This is a genomic window from Methylobacterium sp. 1030 (assembly GCF_040544715.1).
GTDB lineage: Bacteria > Pseudomonadota > Alphaproteobacteria > Rhizobiales > Beijerinckiaceae > Methylobacterium.
This window is the reverse complement of record NZ_JBEPKM010000013.1, coordinates 1-23,926: the sequence shown is the minus strand read 5'-3', so window position 1 is coordinate 23,926 and position 23,926 is coordinate 1. Positions and strand designations below refer to the sequence as shown.

Here is a 23,926-nt window from a genome sequence, read left to right as displayed (position 1 = left end):
GCGCGTGTCGCGCGGCGCGGCAGCCGGCACGGCAGCCGGCGAGGAGTCGGGCGCGGGGTCCGGCACGGCCATCGTCCTGGCGAACGCCTCCGCGGCCTATGACGGGCGCCCGGTTCTGTCGGGCCTCGACCTGACCGTGCGGGCGGGCGAGCGGGTCGCGCTCATGGGGCGCTCGGGGGCCGGCAAGTCGACCCTGATCGGCCTGATCCACGGGCAGGCCCCCGGGCGGGTGGCCCTGGTGCCGCAGGCGGCCGCCCTGGTGCGGCCGCTCTCGGTGTTCCACAACGTTTACATGGGCCGCCTCGACCGGCGCTCGACCCTGCACAACCTGCGGACCCTGGTCCGGCCGGCGCGGGCCGACGTCGCCGCCGTGGCGGCGGTCCTCGACCGGGTCGGGCTCGCGGACCGGCTCTGGGACCGGGCCGGGGAACTCTCCGGTGGCCAGCAGCAGCGCGTCTCGGTGGCCCGCGCCCTCTACAACGGACGGCCGATCCTGGTGGCGGACGAGCCGGTCTCGGCGCTGGACCGCCAGCAGGGCGGCCGGGTCCTCGCCGAGCTGGCCCGCGGGCACGAGACCCTGATCCTGGCGCTCCACGACGTGGCCCTGGCCCTCGCCCACACCGACCGGATCGTGGTGCTGGAGGCCGGCCGGATCGTCCTCGACGCGCCGTCGGCCGGCCTCGATCCGGCGCGGCTCAGCCCGTTCTACGAGGCCGCCTGATGGGCGCTCTCGCCGGCAAGGCCGGGTTCCTGCCGCGGCCGGGCTACGCGGCGGTGAGCCGCTGGTTCCTGGCGGCGGCGCTCGCCGGCCTGCTGGTCGCCGACCTGCAGGTCACGACCCTCCATCCCTTCGCCGACCTCGCCCGGCTGCTGGGCGGCCTGATCCGGCCCGATTTCCCCGCCGTCGAGGGCTGGAGCGTCCTCTACACCGTGGCCTTCGCGATGCTCGGCGTCGGGCTCGGGGCCGGGACGGGGCTGCTGCTCGCCGTCCCCTTCGCCCGCTCGCGCGCCGTCCGGCTCGCCTGCGCGGGCCTGCGCGCCGTCCACGAGCTGTTCTGGGCGCTGCTGCTGATGCAGGTCTTCGGCCTGTCGGCGACCACCGGCGTCCTCGCCATCGCGCTGCCCTACGCGGGCATCTGCGCCAAGGTCTACGCCGAGTTGATCGAGGAGGCCGACCTCGCGGCGCTCCGCGTCCTGCCCGCGGGCACCGGCGCGGTCTCGGCCTTCCTGTACGCGCGCCTGCCCGAAGTGGCCGGACGGATGCGCGACTACACCCTCTATCGCCTCGAATGCGGCCTGCGCTCCAGCCTCGTGCTGGGCTTCATCGGCCTGCCGACCATGGGCTTCGCCTTCGAATCCGCCTTCCGCCAGGGCCGCTACGCCGAGGCCGGGGCGCTGCTCCTGATCTTCTACGCGCTGATCGGCACGCGCCGGCTCTGGGTGCGCGCCCGGACCCTGCCGTTCCTCCTCGTCGGCGCCGTGCTGGCGCTGCCGCCGACCGTCGGCAGCGCGGCGATCGGCCCGAGCCTCGCCCGCTTCCTCGGCCACGACGTCGTGCCGGCCCCGCTCCGGGGCGCGCCGCTCGCCGAGCCCGAGACCTGGGCGCGGCTCTGGTCGTGGCTGCGCCCGATCCTGACCGAGCAGGTCCTGCCCGGGACCGCCCAGACCCTGATCCTGGCGCAGATCGCCCTGGCCGCCACCGCCCTCGGGGCCCTCGTCCTGTTCCCGCTGACCGCGCGGCGCTTCGCCGGGCCGATCGGGCGGCCGCTGGGGCGGGCGCTCCTCGTGGTGGTGCGCTCCACGCCGGAATACATGCTGGCCTACGTCGCCCTGCAGCTGCTCGGCCCCTCGATGCTGCCGGCGATCCTGGCGCTGGCCCTGCACAATGCCGGCATCGTCGCCTACCTGATGGGCCGGCACGCCGACGCGATCCCCTACCGGGCGGACGCCCCCCGGGGCCTCGACCTCTACGCCTACGAGACCGTGCCGCGGCTCTACGGGCAGTTCCTGGCCTACCTGCTTTACCGCTGGGAGCTGATCCTGCGGGAGAGCGCGATCTTCGGCATCCTGGGGGTCACGACCTTGGGCTTCTATGTCGACGCCGCGATCTCGGAATTGCGCCTCGACGTGGCCCTGGTGCTGATCGCCGCCACCGCGCTGGTGACGATGGCGGTCGACGCGTTCTCGCGGGCGCTCCGCCGGTCCCTGCGGATCGACACCCTGCCGACCCGGCTCTCCGGGCCGCAGCCGATCACCGGGGCGGAGGCTGCGGACGGCTGATCGGAGCGCCGCCGTCGCTGCGAGCGGAGCGAAGCAATCCAGCAGCGCCACACCCGCCGATGTCGCGCTGCCCTGGATCGCCTCGCTGCGCTCGCGATGACGGGGCTGGTCACCATGCTGCGGGCGGCCGCAAACAAGAACCGCCCGGGCCACCTCACCACTTGTAGCTGACCTTCGCCAGCACCCGCCGGGCGTCGCCGTAGAAGCACGACACGTTCGACTGGCAGGAGGCGACGTAGCGTCGGTCGGCGAGGTTCGAGGCGTTCACCTGGAAGCGCCAGTTCTCGTAATCGTAGTGCACCTGCGCGTCGAACAGCACGTAGTCGGGCACCCGCAGGGTGTTGCCGACATCCGCGAAGGAGCTGCCGACGTAGCGCACGCCGCCGCCGAAGCCGAAGCCGCGCCACGGCCCGAGCGGGATGGTGTAGTCGGCGAACAGCGAGGCCAGGGTCTGGGGGATGTTGACCGGCGTCTTGCCGACCCGCACCGGATCGGCATCCCGCTCGGTGGTGAAGTCGAACTTGGTGAAGGACGCCACGAGGTTGAGGCCGTCGGCGACGTTGGCGACGAGCTGCGCCTCGAAGCCGGTGGAGCGCACCGCACCGACCTGCGTCTGGAAGATCGTGTTCACCGGGTTGGGGGTGAGCACGTTGTTGCGGTGGATGTCGAAGCCCGCCAGCGTCAGGAAGTAGCCCTGGCCGGGCGGCTCGAACTTGACGCCGCCCTCGACCTGGTCGCCGGTATCGGGCCTGAAGGTGCGGTTGTTGATGTCCACGCCGATCTGGGGCTGGAACGAGGTCGCGTACATGATGTAGGGCGCGAGGCCGAAGTCGAAGTTGTAGATCGCCGCCGCCCGGTAGGTGAAGGCGCTGTCGTTGCGGCCGTTGGTGTTGGCGGGCGTCAGGCGGTCGTAGACGGTGTTCTGGACGAAGTCCTGGCGGCCGCCGAGGATCAGGGTCAGCTCCGGCGTGAGCTTGATCTGGTCCTGGAAGTAGAGGCCGACCTGCTGGAACGAGTTGGCGTTGATCAGGTAGGGCGAGGCCGAGACCGCCTGCGGGCCGTAAGAGGGCGCGAGGATGTTGAGGTCGGGGCCGGGGAAGCCCGAGGCCTGGTTGTCGTGGATCTGGAAGTTCCGGTACTCCACGCCCATCAGGAAGTCGTGGCGGAAGAAGCCGTCGAAGAACTTGGCCTCGGCCTGCGTGTCGACGTCGAGCTGCGCGATCTTGGCGGAATCCCGGAACAGGTAGCGGCCGAGCCGGGTCTGGAGCGGGTCGGTGTAGCCGAGCTGGCCGATATAGGAGTTCTGGAAGCTCTGCGTGTAGCCGTAGCGGGCGTTCTGGCGCACCGCCCAGGTGTCGTCGAAGACGTGCTCGAACTCGTAGCCGATGAAGGCCTGGTCGCGCCGGAAGGTGTTGAAGCCGGCATCGCCCACGTTGAGCGAGCGCGGGATGCGCAGGCCGAGCACGGTCGGCCGGGCCGTGCCGTAATAGGGCAGGAAGTTCGCCGTCACGGCCGTGTTGTCGTGCTGGAAGCTCGACAGGACCGTGAACTTGGTCGACCCGTCCGGCTTATAGGTGAAGGCCGGGGCGATGTAGTAGCTGTCGTCCGGCGCGCCCTGGACCTGCGTGCCGCCGTTGCGGGCGTAGCCGGTCAGGCGGCCGAACCAGTGGCCCTCGGCGTCGGCCGGACCGCCGACGTCGAAGGCGGCGTAGCGCTGGTCGAAGGAGCCGCCGCCGACCTCGACGAGCCCGAACGGGGTCTCGGTCGGGCGCTTGCTGATCTGGTTGATCAGGCCGCCGGGATTGCCGGCGCCGAACAGCACCGCGGAGGGGCCGCGCAGCACCTCGATGCGCTCCAGCCCGAACGTGTTCACGCGGCTGTAGGCGAAGCCGTAGTTCAGGAGCTGCAGGCCGTTGAGGTAGAGGCCGTAATCGCTGACCACGAAGCCGCGGAGCTGGAAGAAGTCGAGGCGCGTGTCGGCGCCGAAGGTGCCCGCGTAGGTGCCGGCGACGTACTGGGTCGCCTGGGTGAGGGTCTGGGCGTTCTGGGTGTCGAGCTGCTTGCGGCCCACGACGCTGATCGATTGCGGCGTCTCGATCAGCGGGGTGTTGGTCTTGGTCGCGGTCGCCGAGCGCCGGGCCACGTAGCCGTCGATCGGGCCGGTCGGGCTCTCCGCGCCGCGCACGGGTGCGCCGGCCGGGGCCCCGGAGGCCGGGCCGCCGCCCTGGCCGGTGACGCTCAGCTCCTCGAGCTGCACGCTGCCGCCGGCGGTCGGGCCGGCGCCGCCGCGGCGCGGCGCGTCCTGGGCGAGGCTCGGCGCGGCCTGCGCCAGCACGGCGAGCGAGGCCCCGGCGAGCAGGGCGCGCAGGGTGATGCCGGGGAGGGGGTGGACGGCTCTCATGGTCTCTTGCCGGATGCGACGCTGCGGGCAGCCGACCGCGCGCGCCGGGACCCACCCCGGCGTCTCGGCCGCGCTGTTTAGAATTGTGATAAAGTACTGTAAAACTTGATCTTTCTCCATCCGGACTACGGGCAGCCGGACGCGGCCGCAAGCGGCCTTCACGCGGAAGGCGACGCCTGTTGCCGTAGCGACACGTATCGGTGGTGCGGCGGGGGGGCGGTCCCGCGGGGCTACTTCACCCGGTCCGCGAGCCAGCCGGCCAGGACGTCCGCGACGGCGTCGCTGTTCGTCTCCAGCATCATCATGTGGCCGTTGCCGTGGAGGCCGCGGTCGGCCAGCCGGACCACGTCCGGCCTGGCGCCGGCCTGGGTCAGGAACGCGACGGTGCAGTCGTCGTAGGTCGCGTGGAAGGAGGCCTCCGCGGTCACCACCACGGCCGGCACCTTGGCGAGGTTCGGCAGGGACCGGACGGGCTCGCCCTGCAGCCAGCAGCGGATCCGCCCGTCCGCGGCCCTGTCGGACTTGGATTCGGACCCCTTGGCCGCCTGCGCCACCGTCAGGTCCTCGGGCGCCCGGACCGGCGGGTCGAAGGTCAGCGGCATGCGGGTCAGCCCGTAGGCGCGGGCGCGCCCGTCGCCGGTCTTCTCCCAGAACTCCTTGCCGCCGCGGAACTGCACGTCGAAGAAGGGCGGGCCATTGGGCTCGAAGGCGACATGGGCCTTCACGAGGTCCGGCCGCGCGTCCGAGGCCGCCCAGCCGAACAGGGCCGCCTGACCGTGGGTGAGCAGGATCGCCGGCCCGATCCTGTCCAGCAGCGCCACGAGCGCCGGATCGACCAGCTCTTCGGTCTGCTGGCTGTTGGCGAGGAACGGGACCTGGCTGGCGAAGAACTGGTCGAAGGCGGCGTTGCCCTGCACGCCGGCCCCGCCCGGCCAGCGGGTGTGGAGCTTGGCCTGCGGGTAGAGATCGTAGACCTCCGGGGCCGTGTGGGTGCGCTCCAGGCTGCGCGTGCCGAGCCGGTCGTACGGCCCGTAGACCTCCGGGTTGGTGCCCGAGCGCCCGCGCCCGACCTGATCGACCACGTAGACCTGGTAGCCCTTCTCGACGAAGCGCTGCACCCAGCCCGGGCGGCCGTCCGCGGTGGCGAGGTAGTTCACGCCGGTCTGGGCGAGGCCGTGGACCATCACCACCGGGTAGGGCTGCGTGACCCGGGCCGGGGTGCGCGACTGCACGAACATCTGGCCGACCATCACGGTCTTGTCGCCGAGCTTCTGGTAGCGGCCGCCGATGTAGAAGTAGCCGGCGCGGGTCACCGGCTCGGCCGGGCCCGGCTCCGCCGCCGCCGCCGCCGCCGCTCTCGGCGCGGCGGGGGCGGGCGCCGCGCTCCGGGGCGGGGCGTTCGGAGGCGTCGCGGGCTGGGGAGCGGGCAGGGGCGCGGGCTGGGCCGGGACCGGCCCCTGCGCCCGGGCGGGGCCCGCGACAGGCCCGGCTCCCAGCACAGTTCCCAGTCCGGCGGCCAGGATCAGCCCCTGAGCGGCGCGCAGCGCCGCGCGGGTGCCGTTCGCGATGCCGCCCGCGATGCCGCTGCCGGCCATGCCGTCTCTCCCGGATGCGCGCCGCTCCGCGCCGGCGCTTATTGCGGGAAACGCAACGTTCCACCAGCCAGGAAAGCTGCACGGTCCCGCGCGATCATCCCCGGCCGGACGAAGCGTCGCGGCGACCGGGATCGCGGCCGAGCCCGGCCCTCCGCGCATGCCAGGCGCGACCGCGGCGGCGCTGGCGCGGCGCGGGCGGCGCGCCCACTTTGGGGAGGCACCGGCGCCACAGCGGCGCCCCCCGCCCGGATCGCCCGCGGCGGGGCGAAGCCAAGGACTCCCGCCGTGGATCCCGAAACCGCCAAGACCCTGGTCTCCGCCGCCCTGGTCGCGTCGATCACCCTGTTCAGCCTCGTGTCGCTCCAGGCGTTCGTCGCCCAGATCCTGGCCGACCTCCGCGACGCCGGGTCCGCCCCGAAGCCCGTGCCGGTGCCGGTGCGCGTCGACCGCCGGGATCCGCCGCAGGCCTGACCGGCCCGCCGCTCCGATCGACGGGTGCCGGGCCGGGCGCGGATCAGGCCCCGTCCTGCCGGGCCCGCTCGCGCAGGATGAACTTCTGCACCTTGCCGGTGGAGGTCTTCGGCAGCTCGCCGAAGACCACGTGGCGGGGGAGCTTGTAGGAGGCCAGCCGCCCCCGGCACCACTGGATCAGCTCGTCGGCCGTGGGGGTCGCGCCGGCTTTGAGCTCGACGAAGGCGCAGGGCGTCTCGCCCCACTTCGCGTCGGGCTTGGCCACCACCGCGGCCGCGGCGACCGCCGGGTGCTTGAACAGGGCGTCCTCGACCTCGATCGACGAGATGTTCTCGCCGCCCGAGATGATGATGTCCTTCGAGCGGTCCTTGAGCTGCACGTAGCCGTCCGGGTGCTTCACCCCGAGGTCGCCGGTGCGGAACCAGCCGCCCTTGAAGGCGGCCTGCGTGGCCGCCGGGTTCTTGAGGTAGCCGCGCATCACCACGTTGCCGCGCATCATCACCTCGCCGATCGTCGCCCCGTCGGCGGGCACCGGCTCCAGCGTCTCCGGGTCGCGCACGTCGAGGGCCTCGAGCACCGGGTAGCGCACGCCCTGGCGGGCCTTCCGGGCTGCCCGCTGGTCGGCCGCCAGCGCGTCCCAGTCGGCGTGCCAGGCGTTGACCACCGCCGGGCCGTAGCTCTCGGTCAGGCCGTACAGGTGGGTCACGTCGAACCCGGCCTCCGACATGCCGGCCAGCACCGCCTCCGGCGGCGGGGCCGCGGCGGTGAAGAAGGCGACGCGCCGGGGCAGGTCGCGGCGCTCGGCATCGGGGGCGTTGATCAGCATCTGCATGACGATCGGCGCGCCGCAGAGATGCGTGACCCCGTGCTCGGCCATCAGCCGGTACATCGTCTCGGCCCGCACCTGCCGCAGGCAGACATGGGTCCCGGCCACGATCGACAGGGTCCAGGGGAAGCACCAGCCGTTGCAGTGGAACATCGGCAGGGTCCAGAGATAGACCGGGTGCTGGCCGAGGCCGCCCGTGATGACGTTGCCGAGGGCCAGCAGCGCCGCCCCGCGATGGTGGTAGACCACGCCCTTCGGGTCGCCGGTGGTGCCCGACGTGTAGTTCAGGGTGATCGCGTCCCACTCGTCGTCCGGCAGCCGCCAGTCGTGCTCCGGGTCGCCGCCGGCCAGGAAGGCCTCGTAGTCGGTCGCGCCCAGGCGGGCGCCCGGGCCGTCGTACTCGGGATCGTCGACGTCGATCACGAAGGGCTTGGGCTCCAGCCCCTCCAGGGCCCCGGCGGCCGTCCGGGAGAACTCGCGGTCGGTGATCAGCACCTTGGCCTCGCCGTGCTGCAGGCAGAAGCGGATCGCGTCGGCGTCGAGGCGGGTGTTGAGGGTGTTGAGCACCGCCCCGGTCATCGGCACGCCATAGTGGCACTCGATCATCTCGGGGGTGTTGGCGAGCAGCGCCGCCACGGTGTCGCCGCGGCCGATCCCGCGCGCCGCCAGCGCCGAGGCGAGGCGGCGGGCCCGGGCGTAGACCTCCCGGTAGGGCCGCCGCAGGGGGCCGTGGACCACCGCGACGTGGTCGGGAAACACCCGCGCGGCCCGGTCCAGGTAGAGCAGGGGCGTCAGCGGCTGGTGGTTGGCCGGGACGCGGTCGAGGTCGCGGTCGTAGATCGTGTCGCGGGCCATCCCCGTCCTCCCGGCAAAGTGTTGCCGGGACAGTAGCTTGCCGGAACGGGCGCGATCAATCGGTCCGGCGGGGCTTCCGCGCCCCGTCGCGCGCTCAATGGCGCGGCTCGTCCTCGGGTTCGGGCAGGAAGCGGGCGAGCTCGAAGCCGATCTCGATCATCAGGTGCTCGATCCGGTCGGTCAGCGACGGCCGGTGCAGGGCGCGGGCGAGGTCGCGCAGGGCGATGACGTGCTCGGCCATCCGGTTCACCACCCGCTCGCTCTGCACGAGGTTCGCGGCCTGCTCCTCGGTGCGGTCGATGGCGATGCCGCGCCCGCGGGTCGCCCCGCCGGCGGGGTCGCGCTCGATCCGGCCGCGCATCAGCAGCGTGCGGATCCCGGTGCGGGTGTCCTTCGTGCGGAACTCCGCCTCGACGGGACCGCCGGTCTCGGCCACCGCGTGGAGATAGCTCTCGATCCGGACGCGGTCCTCGGGATGGGTGCGGTCGAGGAAGGCCTCCAGGGACACGCCGGCGGCGGCCGCCTCGGGGTCCAGGCCGAGCAGATCCGCGAGCGGGGCCGAGAGCGCCAGCTGCCCCGCCCAGTAATCGTGGGCCCAGGTGCCCACGACGCCGGAGGCCTCCAGAATGGATTGCGGGATCGGGGCTTCGGACATGCCATTCCTCGATGGGGCGATCCTTGTCTTTAAACTTGAGGTTTTCACCCCCACCAAGCTCCTCGTCTCACCCGCGCTCACGCTACGGTATCCGGGCGTCGCTGGAAAGGCTGTTAACCCTCTATATGCCAAGAATCTTAACTTGAAGTTTAGACTGCTGTCCTGCTGCCGCACTGGGCGGGGATATCCGCGAGGGACCGTTGTCTTAACGGCTCGTTAACCATGTCGACCCCAACCTATGCCCCGACATCCTTGGGTCACAGGATCGCGGCACGCCGCGAATCCCATACCTGAGGTTGGCACAGACGGCGCGGCGACCGGCAGTTGCGGGCGCCCGGACGGATGCATGGGGCCTTCTGGAGGACGCCCGGGATGAAAGCGATCACCTTCGTCACGCAGAAGGGCGGCAGCGGCAAGAGCACGCTGTGCATCTCCCTGGCGGTGGCCGCCCGGGAGGCGGGCCACACGGTCTGCATCCTGGAGATGGACCGGCAGGCCACGATCTCCGACTGGCTGGACCACCGCACGGCCGACGGTCCCGAGGTGGCGCAGATCGACGCCACCCAGATCGACGCCGTGATGGAGCGCCTGCGCGACTCCGCCTACGACTACGTGTTCATCGACACGCCCGGCGTCGATTCCACCGGCACCCTCTCGGCGATCCGCGCCGCGGATCTGTGCATCATCCCGTGCCGGCCGACCCCCGCGGACCTGCGGGCGTTCAAGCCGACCCTGGCCGCCGTCTACCGGCTGGAGAAGAAGTTCGCCTTCGTGCTGAACCAGACCCCGCCGCGCTCCTACCGGGTCCGCGACGCCGCGGACGGGCTCGCGGTGCTCGGCATCCTGCCCGACGTGAACATCGTCGCCCGCACCGACCACCAGGACGCGATCGGCCTCGGCCAGGGCGTCACCGAGTTCAACCCCAAGGGCCAGGCCGCCGGCGAGGTCCGCCGCCTCTGGTCGTGGATCGAGCGCCGCACGCAGTCCCTGAGGACGGGCCAGCATGTCCAAGCCGCCTAAGCTCAGCCTCGCGGCGATCGTGGCCTCGGCGAGCCCGCCGGCCCGGCCCCAGGCGGCCCGGCCGCAGGGCGCCGAGATCGTGTCGCTCACCCTCGCGCCCCCGGCGCCGAAGCAGGCGGCCACGCTCAAGCAGCGCGCCCGCCAGATGTCGGTCTATCTGGAGCCGCCGGTCTACGACCAGCTGCGCGACCTCGCCTACGCCGAGCGGACCAAGATGCACGCGCTGATGCTGGAAGGCCTCGACCTGCTGTTCAAGCAGCGCGGCGCCCAGTCGATCGGGCAGCTCACCGACACGCAGTCCCGCTGAGGCCGGACCGGGCTCGAACCCGGGGCGGCGCGGCCGCTCCGGAGCGTGCCGCTGCTGCGCGCGGCGCCTTCCGGCCCTCCGGGACCGCGGCGCCGCGGAGGGCCGGCGCGGATCAAGCGGCCCGCGGCCTCCGCACCGACTCGGTCCCGAGCCATCGCGATCCTGGCCCCGCTCCCACACGGAAAAGTGGAGCGCCGCGCCCGGGGGCGGTCGGACGGGCGCGCCAGTAAGAATTTGAAAAATCCGTTCCCGAACAAGATGTTGCCCGTCGATCCGCGCGCAATGCTCGAGAACCGACCGGCCGCGCGGCCCGCTTCCTGAACCCGGCCGCAGCCCATCGTTCAGGCTTCCTTTACGCGACCGCTACAAATCTGGGTGGACCGATCGCGGCCCCGTGCACGCGGCCGGCTCCGGTCCGGTCGGGCCCCGCTCACGCGTAGAGTTTGGTGAACCCCACGATGGTGCGCACGACGCTTCCCCGGCCGGCGCGCCTCGCCCTGCGGCTCATCGCCGTCTCGGGCGTGGCCCTGGCCACGGCCAACTGCGCGACCTCGCCCCAGCAGAAGCTCGCCGCCGGGAACGGGATCGACCCGAAATACGGGGTGAAGGCGAGCCCGCGCCTCTACAACGAGGGCGACGTGATCCCGAAGGGCGGCGGGCGCCGCTACACCGGCAAGCCCTACGTGGTGGCCGGGCAGACCTACGTGCCGAAGGAGAATCCGAGCGGCTACGTCCGCGAGGGGCTCGCCTCCTGGTACGGCTCGGCCTTCCACGGCCGCATGACCGCCAACGGCGAGGTCTTCGACCGCCACTCGATCGCCGCCGCCCACCCGACCCTGCCGCTGCCGAGCTACGCCCGGGTGACGAACCTCGAGAACGGCTACTCGATGCTGGTGCGCGTCAACGACCGCGGCCCCTACCATGCCGGCCGGGTCATGGACGTGTCGGAGGATGCGGCCGAAGCGCTGGGCTTCCACCGGAGGGGCACCGCGCGGGTGCGCGTCGAGTATGTCGGCAAGGCCTCGGTGGCCGGCAGCGACGACCGCAAGCTCCTCGCGAGCCTGCGCACCGACGGGCGGCCGGCCGGCCGCTCGACCGTGATGATGGCCGATCTCGGCCCGACGGAGGACACCGAGCGCTACACGCGCTCAGCCCCGGCTCTGGCCTTCAGGCCCGCCCAGGAGGCGGAGGAGAGCGGGACGGAGGCCGGGACGGCGGCCGGGAAGGCGCCCGCCGAGGCCCCGGCCGCCCGGCCCGAGCGGACGGCGCCGGTGCGCGCGCCGATCGTGCTGGCCTCGGCCGCCGTGACGGTCCCGGCGGCCGTGCAGCCCACCGCCCCGCGGGTGCGCGAGTTCCGGCCCGCCCCCGTGCCGGCCGTCGCCGCCAGGGGCGGCCTCGGGGCCGGGACCCTGAAGGTCGCGGGTCTCAACCCGGCCCACACCCCTGGCCTCGCCCCGGCCGCGCCGCCGGCGCACGGTCATGCCGCCGGGAAGGCCGGCCCGAAGGCCGGCCCGGCCCTCGCCGAGGTCCATCGCCGGGCGGTCCCGGCGCCCGGGACCGTGAAGCTCGCCAAGGCGTCGTCGGGCCCGTCCTCCGCGCCGCACGGCGCGTCCCCGGCCGCGATGCCCGCCGCGATGCCGGCCTCGGCCAAGCTCGCCATGGCGCGCCTCGCCGCGGTGCCGGCCAGGGCGTCGGCCACGAAGGCCGGTGCGCCGGCCGCGAACGGCTCCGCGACCACCTCTGCCAAGACCGCCCCCAAGGCCCCCGCCGCCAAGGGGCCGGCCACCAAGACCGCCGGCAAGGCGGGACACGCCCGCCTCGCCGGGATCTACTGACGGCGGCGCCCGGGCCGACCCGCGGCCGCCCGACGGGTCCGGCGGCCCATGTGGCGGTCGATGTGGCGGCCGATGTGGCGGCCGATGCGGCATTTCGCATTCGATCCGGCGCCGAAACCGTAATATGGTCACGCTTGTTATTGGGATACGGGCGGGACGCTTCCGGCCCGACGGCAGGCGCGGGACGGAACGGTGATGCGCAGACCCCTTCTCACCCTTCTCGCGGCCGCCTGCGCGCTGGGCGCCGGCCTCGCCGCCGCCGCCGCGCAGACTTTCCAGACCGCGGCCCCGCACGCGATCCTGATCGACGCCGATTCCGGCTCGGTCCTGTTCGAGAAGGCCGCCGACGAGCGGTTCTCGCCGGCCAGCATGGCCAAGCTCATGACCACCGACATCGTGTTCGAGGCGCTGAAATCCGGCCGCCTGTCGATGGACACGGAGTTCACCGTCACCGAGGACGCGTGGAAGCGCGGCGGGGCCGGGGGCGGCGGCTCGTCGATGTTCGCGCAGGTGAACAGCCGCATCAAGATGGCGGACCTGCTGCGCGGCCTGATCGTGCAGTCGGGCAACGACGCGGCCATCACCATCGCGGAGAACATGGCCGGCTCCGAGGAGGCCTTCGCCGGGCTGATGAACCAGCGCGCCAAGGAGATCGGGCTGACGAACTCGACCTTCCGCAACGCCACCGGCTACTCGGCGCCCGACCAGAAGGTCACGGCCCGGGACATGGCGAAGCTCGCGCTGCACATCATCGACACCTACCCGGACTACTACAAGATCTTCGCCGAGAAGGAGTTCACCTGGAACAAGATCCGCCAGCAGAACCGCAACCCGCTGCTCGCCCTCGACATCGGCGCGGACGGGCTCAAGACCGGCTACCTGGAGGAATCCGGCTACGCGCTCACCGGCTCGGCGGTGCAGAACGGCCAGCGGCTCGTGCTGGTGGTCTCGGGGCTCAAGACCGCCCGGGACCGCGCCTCCGAGTCGCGCAAGCTGATGGAGTGGGGCTTCCGCGCCTTCGAGCCCCGGCAGGTCTTCGCGCCGGGCGAGACCGTGGCCGAGGCCTCGGTGTTCGGCGGCCAGTCGGGCTCGGTGCCGCTGGTGGCGAAGAAGCCCGTGCGGGTGCTGCTGCCGCGGGGCTCCAGCGACCGGGTCAGCGCCAGGGCGATCTATACCGGGCCGCTCATCGCCCCGGTGGAGGAGGGCCAGCGGGTCGGGATCCTGCGCGTCCAGCGCGGCGACACCGTCGCCCTCGACCAGCCGCTCTTCGCCGGCGCCGCGGTGGAGCCCGGCACCCTGTCGCAGCGGGCGATGGACGCGGCGCTGGAATTCGGCACCGGCCTCGTCCGCAAGGCCTTCGACCGGGCCGGCAAGGGAACCGACAAGGGAACCGACAAGGGCGGGGACAAGGGTGCTGCCGGGGCGGCCAACCCGTCGTGACGGCGCGCGCGTGACCGGGCCGCTGTCCGGGGATCCCGCCGGGGCGGGCGGCACCTTCATCACCGTCGAGGGCGGGGAGGGGGCCGGCAAGTCGACCCAGATCGCCCGCCTCGCCGCGACCCTGCGCGCGCGCTCGGGGCGGCCCGTCTGCGTGACGCGCGAGCCCGGCGGCTCGCCGCGGGCGGAGGAGATCCGCACGGCGCTGCTCGACGGCGTCGCCAAGCCCTACGGCCCCTTCGCGGAGGCCCTGCTGTTCAGCGCCGCCCGGATCGACCATCTCGACCGGCTGATCCGCCCGGCGCTCCGCCGGGGCGAGACCGTGCTGTGCGACCGGTTCATCGACTCGACCCGGGCCTACCAGGGCGCCGCCGGGGGCCTCGATCCCGGGCTCGTGGACGCCCTGGAGCGGGTCGTCGTCGGCCCGACCCGGCCCGATCTCACCCTGATCCTCGACCTCGCCCCCGAGTCCGGCCTCGCCCGCGCGGCCGGGCGCGGCGCCCGGACGGGGCAGGGGGCCGACCGGTTCGAGGCCGAGGCCCTCGACTTCCACGTCCGGCTGCGGGAGGCCTTCCTGGCGATCGCCCGGGCGGAACCGGGGCGCTGCGCGGTGATCGACGCGTCCCGCGATCCCGACGCGGTCGAGGCGGCGATCCGCGCCGCCGTCGCGTCCCGGCTGCCGGCGCTCCTGCCCGACCGGCCGGCGGGGGCGGGCCGGAGCGGCGACGCCGCGTGAGCGGCCGTACGGGCGGGGCCGGTCCCGGCCCGACCGGTCCCATCCTGGCCGGCGGCCGTGTAAGCAGTCGCGCGGGCGCGCCGCCCAGATCGGAGGCCGCCGGCCCGCGCCGTGAGACCCACTCCATGAAGCCCGCCCGTGAAGCCCGCCCCGTGAGACCCGCCCCGTGAAGCCCACCGACCGCGCCGCCGACGACGTCGAGCCCGGGGACCTCGCCGGGATCCCGCGCCCGCGCGAGACCCTCGGGCTCGTCGGCCACGCGGCCGCGGCCGACGCCTTCGCGGCCGCCATCGCGGCGGGGCGCCTGCACCACGCGTGGCTGATCGGCGGCGCCCCCGGCATCGGCAAGGCGACCCTGGCCTACCGGGTCGCCCGGCGCCTGCTCGCCTACCCGGGGGGCGGGGGCCCGGCGGGCCTCGCCGTGCCGGCGGGCGACGCCGTCCTCGGCAAGGTGGCGGGCCTGTCGCACCCGAACCTCGTGGTCCTGCGCCGCCACCGGAGCGCCGGCGCCAAGACGCTGCCGACCAAGATCTCGGTCGACGCCGTGCGCCGCGCCCTCGACCTGTTCGCCTCGACGGCCGCGGATTCGGGCTGGCGCGTCTGCATCCTCGACAGCGCCGAGGACCTGAACGCCAACGCCGCCAACGCGCTGCTGAAGGTGCTGGAGGAGCCGCCGCCCCGCGCGCTGTTCCTGATCCTATCCCACCAGCCCGGCCGGCTGCTGCCGACCATCCGCTCCCGCTGCCGGGCGCTGATGCTGCGCCCCCTCCCGGCCGAGGACGTCGCCCGGGTGGTGCGCGGCCTGCCCGAGCCCTTCGCGCAGCCCGACGAGACCGCCCTGGCCCGGGCGCTGGCCCAGTGCGAGGGCTCGGTCGCCCGCGCGCTCGCGATGCTCGATCCGGTCACCGCCGGCCTCGTAGCCGAGATCGAGACCCTGCTGGCGCGGGCGCGCACGCCCGACTGGGGCCGGGTGCTCAAGCTCGCCGAGACCCTGGCGGGCCGCGACGCCGAGGCGCGGTTCGAGGCCGCCCAGGACGCGGTGCTGCGCTTCGTCTCGGCCGAGATCGACCGGCGCCGGGACGAGCCCCCCGCCCGCCTCGCGGCCCTGGTGGAGGTCGCCGACCGGTTCGGCCGCGCCGCCCGGGAGGCGGCGATCTACAACCTCGACCGGCGCCCGGTCGTGCTGTCGCTGTTCGGGGATCTCGCGGCGGTGGCTTAGGGCCCGGCGGGCACCCGTCCCCGTCGCCCGTATCCGACATCCGGATCCGGCCCGCCGCCGGCGTGGAACCGTCCGGCGCCGGCGCCGTTGTCCGCGCGATGACAGCATACTGTCATTCTGACAATATCCTGCCGCCAGGACGTGCCCCATGGAGCCCGACCCGCCTCGGACAGCCCGCGACCGCGACCGGACCCGGCACGCCCTGTCGGACCTCGTGGTCGCGGTGTTCCGCCTCAACGGCGACCTGCTCGCGGCCGGCGACACGCTGGTGCAGGATCTCGGGCTCACCAGCGCCCGCTGGCAGGTGCTGGGGGCCATCGCCCTCGCGCCGGCGCCGCTGCCCGTCGCCCACATCGCCCGCAACATGGGCCTCGCCCGCCAGTCGGTGCAGCGCCTCGTCGGCGAGATGCGGGCCGACGGGCTGATCCGGCTCGCGCCCAACCCCCACCACCGCCGCGCGCCCCTCGTCGCCATGACCCCGCGGGGCGCGGAGGCCTATCGGCAGGCGATGGCGCGCAACGCCCTCTGGTCGGACGGGCTCACCGAGGGCCTCGCGCCCGAGGGCGTCGAGGCCGCCGCCGCGCTGCTGCAGGGCCTGCAGCGGCGGATCGGCGCCTCCCACGCCGCCATCGCGTCCATCGCCGCGGAGGCCCGGCAGGAGACCCCGCACGAGACCCCGCACGAGACCCGACAGGAAAGCCGACAGGAGACCGACCGATGACCGACGCCCACGCCGCCCCGGGCTACGACGCCGACGTGATCGTCGTCGGCGCGGGCCCCGTCGGCCTGACCGCGGGCTGCGCCCTGCGCCATCACGGCGTGTCGTGCCTGGTCCTGGAGCAGCGCGCGGAGGTCAGGGCGTACTCGCGGGCCAACAATCTCTGGGCCCGCCCGCAGGAGCTGCTCGCCGGCATCGGCCTGCGCGACGCCCTGGCGGAGAACGCCTACGCGGTCCGCACCATCAACTTCTTCGTCGACGGCGCGCCGACGGCGCCGATCCCCATCGCCGACGTCGCCAGCCCCTATCCCGACGTCCTGTACAGCGGGCAGGACGTGATCGAGCGGACCCTGATCGACGCGTTCGAGGCCCGCGGCGGCCGGCTGGACCGGGGCTGCACGGTGACCGGCATCGACCAGGACGCGGCGGGCGTCACCGTGACCCTCCGGCGGGGCGCGGACGGGCCGGAGACGCGGCTGCGCGCCCGCTACTGCGTGGCCGCCGACGGGGCCCGGAGCACGGTCCGCGCCCGGCTCGGCCTGGATTTCGAGCCCGAGCGGCTCGCGGGCTGCATGAACCGGCAGGTCGACGCCCGGCTGTCCTGGCGCCGCGGGTCCGAGCCGGACCAGCTCTGGTTCTTCTACTACCCGCGCGGCTTCGCCGGCATCATGCCGGTCTGGGGCGGCTACCACCGGCTGTTCTTCCTGGCCGACGACGCCGGCGTGCCGGACCGCGACCCGACGCTCGCGGAGATCCAGGCCCTCGCCCGGGAGGTCACCGGCGACGAGACCCTCACCCTGAGCGACCCGCAATGGCTCACCCACAGCCGCTTCGCCTACGGGGTCTCCCCCGGCTACGCGCGGGGCCGCGTCTTCCTGGCGGGCGATGCCGGGCACCTGTCCCTGCCGATCGGCGGCCAGGGAATGAATGCCGGCCTCCACGACGCGGTCGAGATCGCGTGGCGGCTGGCCATGACCCTGCGGGGCGAGGCGGCGCCCGCCATCCTCGACTCCTACGACGGCGAGCGCGGCGGCGAGCACGCCCGGCTGAGCGCCCAGCAGGTGCGCGGGTTCCGGTGGACCGTCTATCGCGGCCCCGTCACCGACACGGTGCTGGGGCTGGCCGCGAAGGCGCTGCCGAACCTGGGCTCCCTGCTGCAGGGGACGGACGACATGCAGCAGATGGGCGTCGCCTATCCCGGCAGCCTCCTGAACGCGGATCACCTGTCGGGCCTCACGAACCTGACGCACCTGCTGCGGCCGGGGCCGAAGCCGGGCCAGCGCGCGCCGGACGCGCCGGTGACGCGGGACGGGGTGCGCACGCGCCTGTTCCCGTTCCTCTACAACCCGGACGGATGGACGACGGGCTGGGCGCTCCTGTGCTTCGACGGACGGTCGCCGGAGGCGGCGCCCGCCCTTCTGGAGGCGGTCCGGGCCGTGGCGCCCTGGCCCTGGCTGCGTCCGCGGCTCGTCCTCGCCGGCCCCCTGATCGCGGCGGCGGAGGTGCCCGTCCTGTCGGATCTGGACGGCCGGGCACACGGCGCCTACGGGCTGGAGGGCCAGCCGGCGCTCGTGCTGGTGCGCCCGGACGGGCACATCGCCTTCCGGAGCGGCGCGGACCGGACCGACCGCCTGATCGCGTATTGCCGCGCGCTCTTCGACGCGGCGGGGCGCGCGGCCGGGGAAGCGGTGCGGCCGGAGGCGGCTTGCGCCGGGTGAGGGCGGCGGGGGCCGCGACGTCGGAGCCGTGCCCCGGGGCACGGCACCGCCCCTCGTCCCGGCGCCGCGTCCCGGCCGCCCGCGACCGGCACCGGAGTCGCGGCGTCTCACGGATCCGGCCGGCTGCCGGACAGGCGCAAGATCGCGGCTTCCCTGTAGGCGCGGGGCGACAGGCCGTGGCGGTCCTTGAAGCGCCGGGCGAAATGGGCCTGGGTCGCGAAGCCGCACTCGTAGGCCACGACGCCGATCGGGCGGTGCAGGCTGACCGGATCGGAGAGGCGCCTGGCCGCCGCCGCGAGGCGGCGCTCCCAGATCCAGTCGGAGATGTGCTGGCCGCGCTCGTGGAACAGCTCCTGGAGCCGGCGCAGGGACACGCCCATCGCGGCGGCGAGCCGGGGCGGATCGAGGGTCTGGTCGCCGAGATTCGCCTCGACATGGGCCTTGGCGCGCTGGACCACGACGCTGCCGTGCAGGGAATGCGGCACCTCCCGGGCCATCCGATCCGGAGCGCGGCCACGATCAGATCCACGCCGATGGTCGCCATGCGCTCCGCCGCCTCGGGGGAGAGGTGCCGGTTCACCCGGAGCAGATCCCCGAAGAAGGTCGTCACCAGGCGGGTCGTGGCCGATCCGGCGGGCATCGTCAGGGCCGCGAACAGCCGGGCCGGTCCGAGCAGGCCCTCGAGGCGCTCCCGCGGCAGGGCCATGACCAGGGTCTGGCCATCCGTGCGCGCGTCCAGCACGCCCGGGTGATGGTCGATGACGGTGAGGTCTCCCGTCCCCTGCACCGCCTCGCGGCCGTGCTGCTGGACGGTGGACGCGCCGGCGAGACGGAAGTTCACGCGGATCAGCCCGTCAGGCCGGCGCCGGACCGTATCGGCGGTGATCGTGGTCGTGAGGGCGCTCTGGGTGATCCGGCTGAAGGTCAGCGGGCCGACGGCGCCGATCTCGATCTCGCCCGCGAACGGCCTGTCGGCGCGCCGCCGCTGCTCGATCGGCCCGATCCGTTCGGCGACGACTTCCTGCCAGAGCTTGAAGCGCGTCCGGGGATGTGTCCCGGCCGTCGAGAAGACCCGGCGCATCAGGCCGCTCGGAGAGGCGCTGGCGCGCGGCCTCCGGAGGGCCCGTCCGTTGCGCGGAGCCGGATGCCCCGGAACGTGACCTGAAGACAAATCATCGACGACGGATAGATCACATTACCTCCATATTCGATCGACAAATTCAGCAATAACTGACTTATTTTCTCGATGATTAGTAATATATCTAATCTTCATCGATCGTCCGCCCGATACCTATAGAGATTTCGTCGGCAAAGATTCGGCAATACCGATTCGAATCGCTCATATGTCACGATCCTGCGTCTCTCAAGATCTGAGAACAACTTAGCGAACGGATCTGCGTCCGCTGGCGCTCGGCATTCCGGGCCGATGTGACGTCGATGGCGGCCGTGCGTGATGCACCGACCCGGAAGCGCGACGGAACGTCGGCAGGGTTCGGCCCACGTGACGGTGCCCGCGGCCGATGGTTTCTCGGCACCGACGTCCTTGCGAGCGGAGCGAAGCAATCCAGCAGCGCGACCTTGCCGATGGTGAGCCGCCCTGGGTCGCTTCGCTGCGCTCGCGATGACGGAGAGGTGCGCGTCGACAGCGGCGCGCGGCTCGAATTACCTTGACAATGTTCCTATTTTGTTCTTTCTGACCGCACCTGTCCGCGGCGACCTGGGAGCGATCCCGGGGCGTCCTTCGGGGGCCCGCCCGGTGGCTGACCGTGCGGGTCCGGGGACGGGGCGGCGCCCGCGTCGGTGGCTCTCAGCCGCCATCGCCCCGGGCGGCGGACCGGTGCGGGGCGTGCCTCGGACGCGGGCGTGAGACCGGGCGGCACTGTGCCCGGCGGGGTGAGGAAATGCCCCCGCGCCGACCCGCCTCTGGGCCGACCCTGAGCGACCTGCGGACCCGCCCACTACGAGGCGGGGGACGGTTGGAAGGCCACGGCGCCGATGCGGGTTCCGGAGGCGCGGGCACGGCGTGCGAGTACGGCGTGCCTGCACCTCGACCGAGACCGCTCACGGGGAGTCGCAGGACCGGGACGTCGGAGACGCCGCGACGAGACAGACGGCACCGGCCGGGGACCATGCCCGGCCGATGCCGCGGGGCGCCGCGGGGATCGGATCCCGCGCGTACTTGGCCGACACCTGGGTTCCCGCGGCGTCCCCCGTCCCTCGTGCTCGCCTCCCGGGCCATGCCCCCGGCGCCAGACGGCGCGCGGGGACGATCACGCGTGTCCGGTGCCGGCCGCCGCGGAGGATCGCCGTCGCGCCCGCAGGCGGCGACGGTTGCGTCCCGGCGCCGGCCGCGCGACAACGCGGGCAGCTTCCCGCGCTCATCCGGAACACCACAGACGTGACGTCCAACGCCCCGGCGAATCCCCGAAAGACGTTCGGTCTCTCGACCGCGATCTCCTACCCCAACGGCGCGCCCCATATCGGCCACGCCTACGAGGTGATCGCCGCCGACGCGATCGCGCGCTTCCACCGGCTCGACGGCTACGACGTGCTGTTCTCCACCGGGACCGACGAGCACGGGCTCAAGATCCAGCAGGCCGCGACCCGGGCCGGCACCACCCCGCGCGCCTACGTCGACGGCACCGCCGCCCGGTTCCAGGCCATGGCCGACCGGATGGACTGCGCCTACGACCGCTTCATCCGCACCACCGAGCCCGGCCACTACGCCGCCGCCCAGGAGATCTGGCGGCGGATGGAGGCCAACGGCGACATCTACCTCGACAAGTATGCCGGCTGGTACTCGGTCCGCGACGAGGCCTACTACGACGAGTCCGAGACCCGGCTCCTGGAGGATGGCAGCCGCCGCAGCCTCGCCACCGACACGCCGGTCGAGTGGATGGAGGAGGAGAATTTTCTTTTCAGACTGTCCGCCTACCAGGACCGGCTGCTGGAACTCTACGCGGATCAGCCGGACTTCATCGGGCCGGACACGCGCCGGAACGAGGTGGCGAGCTTCGTGCGCTCCGGCCTCAAGGACCTCTCGGTCAGCCGCACCAATTTCGACTGGGGCGTGCCGGTGCCGGGGCATCCGAACCACGTGATGTACGTGTGGGTCGACGCGCTCACCAACTATCTCACCGTCACCGGCTTCCCCGACGCGGAGAACCCCCAAAAAAGATTCTGGCCGATGGACCTGCACGTGATCGGCAAGGACATCGTCCGGTTCCACGCGGTCTACTGGCCGGCCTTCCTGATGTCGGCCGGGCTGCCGCTCCCGAAGCGCGTCTTCGGCCACGGCTTCCTGCTCTCCAAGGGCGAGAAGATGTCGAAGTCGCTGGGCAACGTCCTCGACCCGTTCGAGCTCGCCGACACCTACGGGGTCGACCCGGTGCGCTACTTCGTGCTGCGCGAGGTGCCCTTCGGCGGCGACGGCAGCTACAGCCACGAGGCGATCATCGGCCGGATCAACGCCGATCTCGCCAACGACCTCGGCAACCTCGCCCAGCGCTCGCTCACGATGGTCGCCAAGAACTGCGACGGCGCGGTGCCGGATCCGGGCAGCCTGGACGCGGCCGACACGGCCCTGCTGGCCCTGGCCGACGCCCTGCCGGCACGGGCCCGGACCCTCATGGGCGAGCTCGCGCTCCACTCCGTCCTGGCGGAGATCTGGGCCGTGGTGGCCGAGGCCAACCGCTACTTCGCCGCCCAGGAGCCGTGGAAGCTCCGCAAGTCCGACCCGGCGCGGATGAACGCGGTGCTCTACACGACGCTGGAATCCCTGCGCGTCTTCGGCATCCTGACCCAGCCCTTCGTGCCGGGGGCGGCGGCCAAGCTCCTCGACCTGCTGGCGGTGCCGGCCGACCGGCGCGGCCTCGCCGATGTGGGGGCGGGGGGCCGGCTCGTGCCCGGCACGGCGCTCCCCGCCCCCGCGCCGATCTTCCCGCGCTTCGAGCGCCCCGAGACTCCGTCCGCTTGAAGGCCCCTGCCGCTTGAAGGACCCTGCCGCCCGACGGCCCCGAGACCCGATGCTCATCGACAGCCACTGCCATCTCGACTTCCCGGACTTCGCCGCCGACCTCCCGGGCGTGATCGCCCGCGCCAAGGCCGCGGGCGTCGCCGGCATGCTCACGATCGCCACCCGGGTCGCCAAGGCCGACACCTACCGGGCGATCGCCGAGGCTCATCCCGAGGTCTGGCACACGGTCGGCACCCATCCCCACGGGGCCGCCGAGGAGCCGGACGTCGCCGCCGAGACGATCGCGGGCCTCGCCCAGGCCAGCCCGCGCTGCGTCGGGATCGGCGAGGCGGGCCTCGACTACCACTACGCCGACGCCGCCCCCGAGGCCGTGCAGGAGCGGGTGCTGCGCGCCCATATCGCGGCGGCCCGGCTCTCCGGCCTGCCGCTCGTGATCCACGCCCGGGACGCCGACGACCACATGGAGCGGGTGCTCGCCGACGAGATGGGCCGGGCGCCGTTCCGGGCGGTGCTGCACTGCTTCTCGTCGGGGCGGCGGCTGGCGGAGGCCGGGGTGGAGCTCGGGCTGTACGTGTCCTTCTCGGGCATCGTCACCTTCCGGCGCTCGCACGACCTGCGCGACATCGCCAGGGCCGTGCCCCTCGACCGGATCCTGGTGGAGACCGACGCGCCGTTCCTGGCCCCCGAGCCCCACCGGGGACGGACCAACGAGCCGGCCTACACGGCCGACACCGCCCGGTCGCTGGCCGGGACCCTGGGGCTGACCGCCGAGGACTTCGCCCGGACCACGACGGCGAATTTCTTCACCTTGTTCGACAAGGCCGCCGGAACGCGCCCGGGCGCTGCGTGACGAGTCGGAGCGGGAGATCCGGATGGCGAGCCTGACCCTGCGCATCCTCGGTTGCGGCTCGTCCGGCGGGGTGCCGCGGGTCGGCAGCGGCTGGGGCGCCTGCGACCCGGCGGAGCCGCGCAACCGCCGGCGGCGCTGCTCGATCCTGGTGGAGCGCGCGTCGGGGGCGGGGCGGACCACGCTCCTGGTCGACACCTCTCCGGACCTGCGCGAGCAGCTCATCGACGCCGGCGTGACGCGCCTCGACGGGGTGCTCTACACCCACGCGCACGCCGACCACACCCACGGGATCGACGACCTGCGCCCGCTGGTGATCGCCATGCGGGCCCGCATCCCGGTCTACGCCGACGCCCTGACGCGGTCGCTGCTCACCGCCCGGTTCGGCTACTGCTTCGAGACGCCCCCCGGGAGCGCCTACCCGCCGATCCTCGACCTGCGCGACCTCGCCGCCGGCCGCGACCTGACCCTGGAGGGGGAGGGGGGCGCGATCACCGTGGAATCGCTCCCGGTGGAGCACGGCAACGAGGCGGCCCTGGGCTTCCGCTTCGGCGCGGCCGCCTACATGCCCGACGTCAGCCTGATCCCGGAGGCGAGCCTCGCCCGGCTCCGCGGTCTCGACCTGCTGATCATCGACGCCCTGCGGGACACCCCGCACCCGACCCACTTCTCGGTCTCGGACGCCCTCGCGCTGATCGAGTCGGTCCGCCCGCGCAGGGCGGTCCTCACCAACCTGCACACGGATCTCGACTACGGCGCCCTCGCGGCGCGCCTGCCGGAGGGCATCGTGCCCGCCTATGACGGCATGACCCTGAGCCTCGAGGCCTAACGCGCCCACCGGGAGCGCGAATCGGGCGTCACACGGCTGTCGTCCGCGGAGTCCAAGAAAATCGGCTTTCCGGCCAACAAGCCTGTTGACGGCCGGGAACCGTGGATCTATACCCCGGCTCATCGGCGCCGGCCGCGGAAGTGGACCGGGCGCTGAGCCATCTTCTGACAAGCGGGCGGGCTGGCCGGCGGGATTGCCGGG

At 73.3% G+C, this 23,926-nt stretch carries 18 protein-coding genes and 1 pseudogene; 14 read left to right on the top strand and 5 right to left on the bottom strand.

Annotation, left to right across the window (positions count from 1 at the left end; genetic code table 11):
- The first annotated feature begins 4 nt into the window (after positions 1-4).
- Complete coding sequence (locus ABIC30_RS19420; RefSeq protein ID WP_354455949.1) at positions 5-721, top strand: ATP-binding cassette domain-containing protein; 717 nt, start codon at positions 5-7, stop codon at positions 719-721.
- Entirely contained in the window at positions 721-2,280 is a 1,560-nt protein-coding gene (locus ABIC30_RS19415; protein WP_354455948.1) for a PhnE/PtxC family ABC transporter permease, read from the top strand. Before ABIC30_RS19420 ends, ABIC30_RS19415 begins: the two co-directional genes overlap by 1 nt.
- Positions 2,281-2,434: 154 nt before the next feature.
- Here ABIC30_RS19415 and ABIC30_RS19410 read toward each other — a convergent pair whose 3' ends face one another.
- Together ABIC30_RS19410 and ABIC30_RS19405 are read right to left on the bottom strand one after the other, a co-directional pair.
- Entirely contained in the window at positions 2,435-4,681 is a 2,247-nt protein-coding gene (locus ABIC30_RS19410; protein WP_354455947.1) for a TonB-dependent siderophore receptor, read from the bottom strand.
- A 230-nt stretch (positions 4,682-4,911) separates the two neighbouring features.
- Positions 4,912-6,276 (bottom strand): alpha/beta hydrolase, encoded by a 1,365-nt coding sequence (locus ABIC30_RS19405; RefSeq protein WP_354455946.1) that lies wholly within the window; start codon positions 6,274-6,276, stop codon positions 4,912-4,914.
- Positions 6,277-6,561: 285 nt separating this feature from the next.
- On the opposite strand from ABIC30_RS19405, the gene ABIC30_RS19400 reads away from it, so the two are divergent.
- Positions 6,562-6,747 (top strand): hypothetical protein, encoded by a 186-nt coding sequence (locus ABIC30_RS19400; RefSeq protein ID WP_056524620.1) that lies wholly within the window; start codon positions 6,562-6,564, stop codon positions 6,745-6,747.
- 43 nt (positions 6,748-6,790) lie between these two features.
- On the opposite strand, the gene ABIC30_RS19395 is transcribed toward ABIC30_RS19400, so the two are convergent.
- On the bottom strand, positions 6,791-8,428 hold the full coding sequence (locus ABIC30_RS19395) for an acyl-CoA synthetase (RefSeq protein WP_056524616.1): 1,638 nt from the start codon (positions 8,426-8,428) through the stop codon (positions 6,791-6,793).
- Positions 8,429-8,522: 94 nt separating this feature from the next.
- Entirely contained in the window at positions 8,523-9,083 is a 561-nt protein-coding gene (locus tag ABIC30_RS19390) for a PAS domain-containing protein (protein WP_020095561.1), read from the bottom strand.
- Positions 9,084-9,455: 372 nt separating this feature from the next.
- Here ABIC30_RS19390 and ABIC30_RS19385 point away from each other — a divergent pair, with 372 nt between their 5' ends.
- The 8 genes from ABIC30_RS19385 (at position 9,456) to ABIC30_RS19350 (ending at position 18,073) form a co-directional block, all read left to right on the top strand.
- Positions 9,456-10,103 (top strand): division plane positioning ATPase MipZ, encoded by a 648-nt coding sequence (locus ABIC30_RS19385; RefSeq protein ID WP_012318487.1) that lies wholly within the window; start codon positions 9,456-9,458, stop codon positions 10,101-10,103.
- Positions 10,087-10,410: a ribbon-helix-helix domain-containing protein gene (locus ABIC30_RS19380; protein WP_020095560.1), complete on the top strand. Its 324-nt coding sequence runs from the start codon at positions 10,087-10,089 to the stop codon at positions 10,408-10,410. The genes ABIC30_RS19385 and ABIC30_RS19380 overlap by 17 nt, the downstream gene beginning before the upstream one ends.
- A gap of 458 nt (positions 10,411-10,868) precedes the next feature.
- The gene (locus ABIC30_RS19375; RefSeq protein WP_020095559.1) at positions 10,869-12,245 is read left to right on the top strand and encodes a septal ring lytic transglycosylase RlpA family protein; all 1,377 of its coding nucleotides are present in this window, start codon (positions 10,869-10,871) and stop codon (positions 12,243-12,245) included.
- A gap of 195 nt (positions 12,246-12,440) precedes the next feature.
- Positions 12,441-13,685: a D-alanyl-D-alanine carboxypeptidase family protein gene (locus ABIC30_RS19370; RefSeq protein WP_020095558.1), complete on the top strand. Its 1,245-nt coding sequence runs from the start codon at positions 12,441-12,443 to the stop codon at positions 13,683-13,685.
- Positions 13,686-13,695: 10 nt separating this feature from the next.
- Positions 13,696-14,418 (top strand): dTMP kinase, encoded by a 723-nt coding sequence (tmk, locus tag ABIC30_RS19365; RefSeq protein WP_085986749.1) that lies wholly within the window; start codon positions 13,696-13,698, stop codon positions 14,416-14,418.
- Between the two features lie 166 nt (positions 14,419-14,584).
- Positions 14,585-15,637 carry a DNA polymerase III subunit delta' gene (locus ABIC30_RS19360; protein WP_020095556.1) on the top strand — a complete coding sequence of 351 codons (1,053 nt, stop codon included), beginning with the start codon at positions 14,585-14,587 and terminating at the stop codon, positions 15,635-15,637.
- A 148-nt stretch (positions 15,638-15,785) separates the two neighbouring features.
- On the top strand, positions 15,786-16,358 hold the full coding sequence (locus ABIC30_RS19355) for a MarR family winged helix-turn-helix transcriptional regulator (protein ID WP_354455945.1): 573 nt from the start codon (positions 15,786-15,788) through the stop codon (positions 16,356-16,358).
- Positions 16,355-18,073, top strand: a complete 1,719-nt coding sequence (locus ABIC30_RS19350; RefSeq protein WP_354455944.1) for an FAD-dependent monooxygenase — start codon at positions 16,355-16,357, stop codon at positions 18,071-18,073. Before ABIC30_RS19355 ends, ABIC30_RS19350 begins: the two co-directional genes overlap by 4 nt.
- A 107-nt stretch (positions 18,074-18,180) precedes the next feature.
- Here ABIC30_RS19350 and ABIC30_RS31830 read toward each other — a convergent pair.
- Positions 18,181-19,154 (bottom strand): annotated as a pseudogene (locus ABIC30_RS31830) (helix-turn-helix domain-containing protein).
- 1,317 nt (positions 19,155-20,471) lie between these two features.
- On the opposite strand from ABIC30_RS31830, the gene metG reads away from it, so the two are divergent.
- The 3 genes from metG to ABIC30_RS19325 are packed head-to-tail and all read left to right on the top strand — an operon-like array spanning position 20,472 to position 23,725.
- The gene (metG, locus tag ABIC30_RS19335; RefSeq protein ID WP_354455942.1) at positions 20,472-22,049 is read left to right on the top strand and encodes a methionine--tRNA ligase; all 1,578 of its coding nucleotides are present in this window, start codon (positions 20,472-20,474) and stop codon (positions 22,047-22,049) included.
- Positions 22,050-22,098: 49 nt separating this feature from the next.
- Positions 22,099-22,899 (top strand): TatD family hydrolase, encoded by an 801-nt coding sequence (locus tag ABIC30_RS19330; RefSeq protein WP_091683122.1) that lies wholly within the window; start codon positions 22,099-22,101, stop codon positions 22,897-22,899.
- Positions 22,900-22,921: 22 nt separating this feature from the next.
- Positions 22,922-23,725 carry an MBL fold metallo-hydrolase gene (locus tag ABIC30_RS19325; protein WP_354455941.1) on the top strand — a complete coding sequence of 268 codons (804 nt, stop codon included), beginning with the start codon at positions 22,922-22,924 and terminating at the stop codon, positions 23,723-23,725.
- Positions 23,726-23,926: the final 201 nt, after the last annotated feature.

What these genes read in the sequence shown, in the direction of transcription:
- ABIC30_RS19375 (WP_020095559.1), top strand. Translation starts at nt 10,869, where the DNA reads ATGGTGCGCACGACGCTTCCCCGGCCGGCGCGCCTCGCCCTGCGGCTC.
- ABIC30_RS19355 (WP_354455945.1), top strand. Translation starts at nt 15,786, where the DNA reads ATGGAGCCCGACCCGCCTCGGACAGCCCGCGACCGCGACCGGACCCGG.
- ABIC30_RS19385 (WP_012318487.1), top strand. Translation starts at nt 9,456, where the DNA reads ATGAAAGCGATCACCTTCGTCACGCAGAAGGGCGGCAGCGGCAAGAGC.
- ABIC30_RS19410 (WP_354455947.1), bottom strand. Translation starts at nt 4,681, where the DNA reads ATGAGAGCCGTCCACCCCCTCCCCGGCATCACCCTGCGCGCCCTGCTC.
- ABIC30_RS19370 (WP_020095558.1), top strand. Translation starts at nt 12,441, where the DNA reads ATGCGCAGACCCCTTCTCACCCTTCTCGCGGCCGCCTGCGCGCTGGGC.
- ABIC30_RS19405 (WP_354455946.1), bottom strand. Translation starts at nt 6,276, where the DNA reads ATGGCCGGCAGCGGCATCGCGGGCGGCATCGCGAACGGCACCCGCGCG.
- ABIC30_RS19350 (WP_354455944.1), top strand. Translation starts at nt 16,355, where the DNA reads ATGACCGACGCCCACGCCGCCCCGGGCTACGACGCCGACGTGATCGTC.
- ABIC30_RS19330 (WP_091683122.1), top strand. Translation starts at nt 22,099, where the DNA reads ATGCTCATCGACAGCCACTGCCATCTCGACTTCCCGGACTTCGCCGCC.
- ABIC30_RS19415 (WP_354455948.1), top strand. Translation starts at nt 721, where the DNA reads ATGGGCGCTCTCGCCGGCAAGGCCGGGTTCCTGCCGCGGCCGGGCTAC.
- ABIC30_RS19380 (WP_020095560.1), top strand. Translation starts at nt 10,087, where the DNA reads ATGTCCAAGCCGCCTAAGCTCAGCCTCGCGGCGATCGTGGCCTCGGCG.
- ABIC30_RS19390 (WP_020095561.1), bottom strand. Translation starts at nt 9,083, where the DNA reads ATGTCCGAAGCCCCGATCCCGCAATCCATTCTGGAGGCCTCCGGCGTC.
- ABIC30_RS19325 (WP_354455941.1), top strand. Translation starts at nt 22,922, where the DNA reads ATGGCGAGCCTGACCCTGCGCATCCTCGGTTGCGGCTCGTCCGGCGGG.
- ABIC30_RS19395 (WP_056524616.1), bottom strand. Translation starts at nt 8,428, where the DNA reads ATGGCCCGCGACACGATCTACGACCGCGACCTCGACCGCGTCCCGGCC.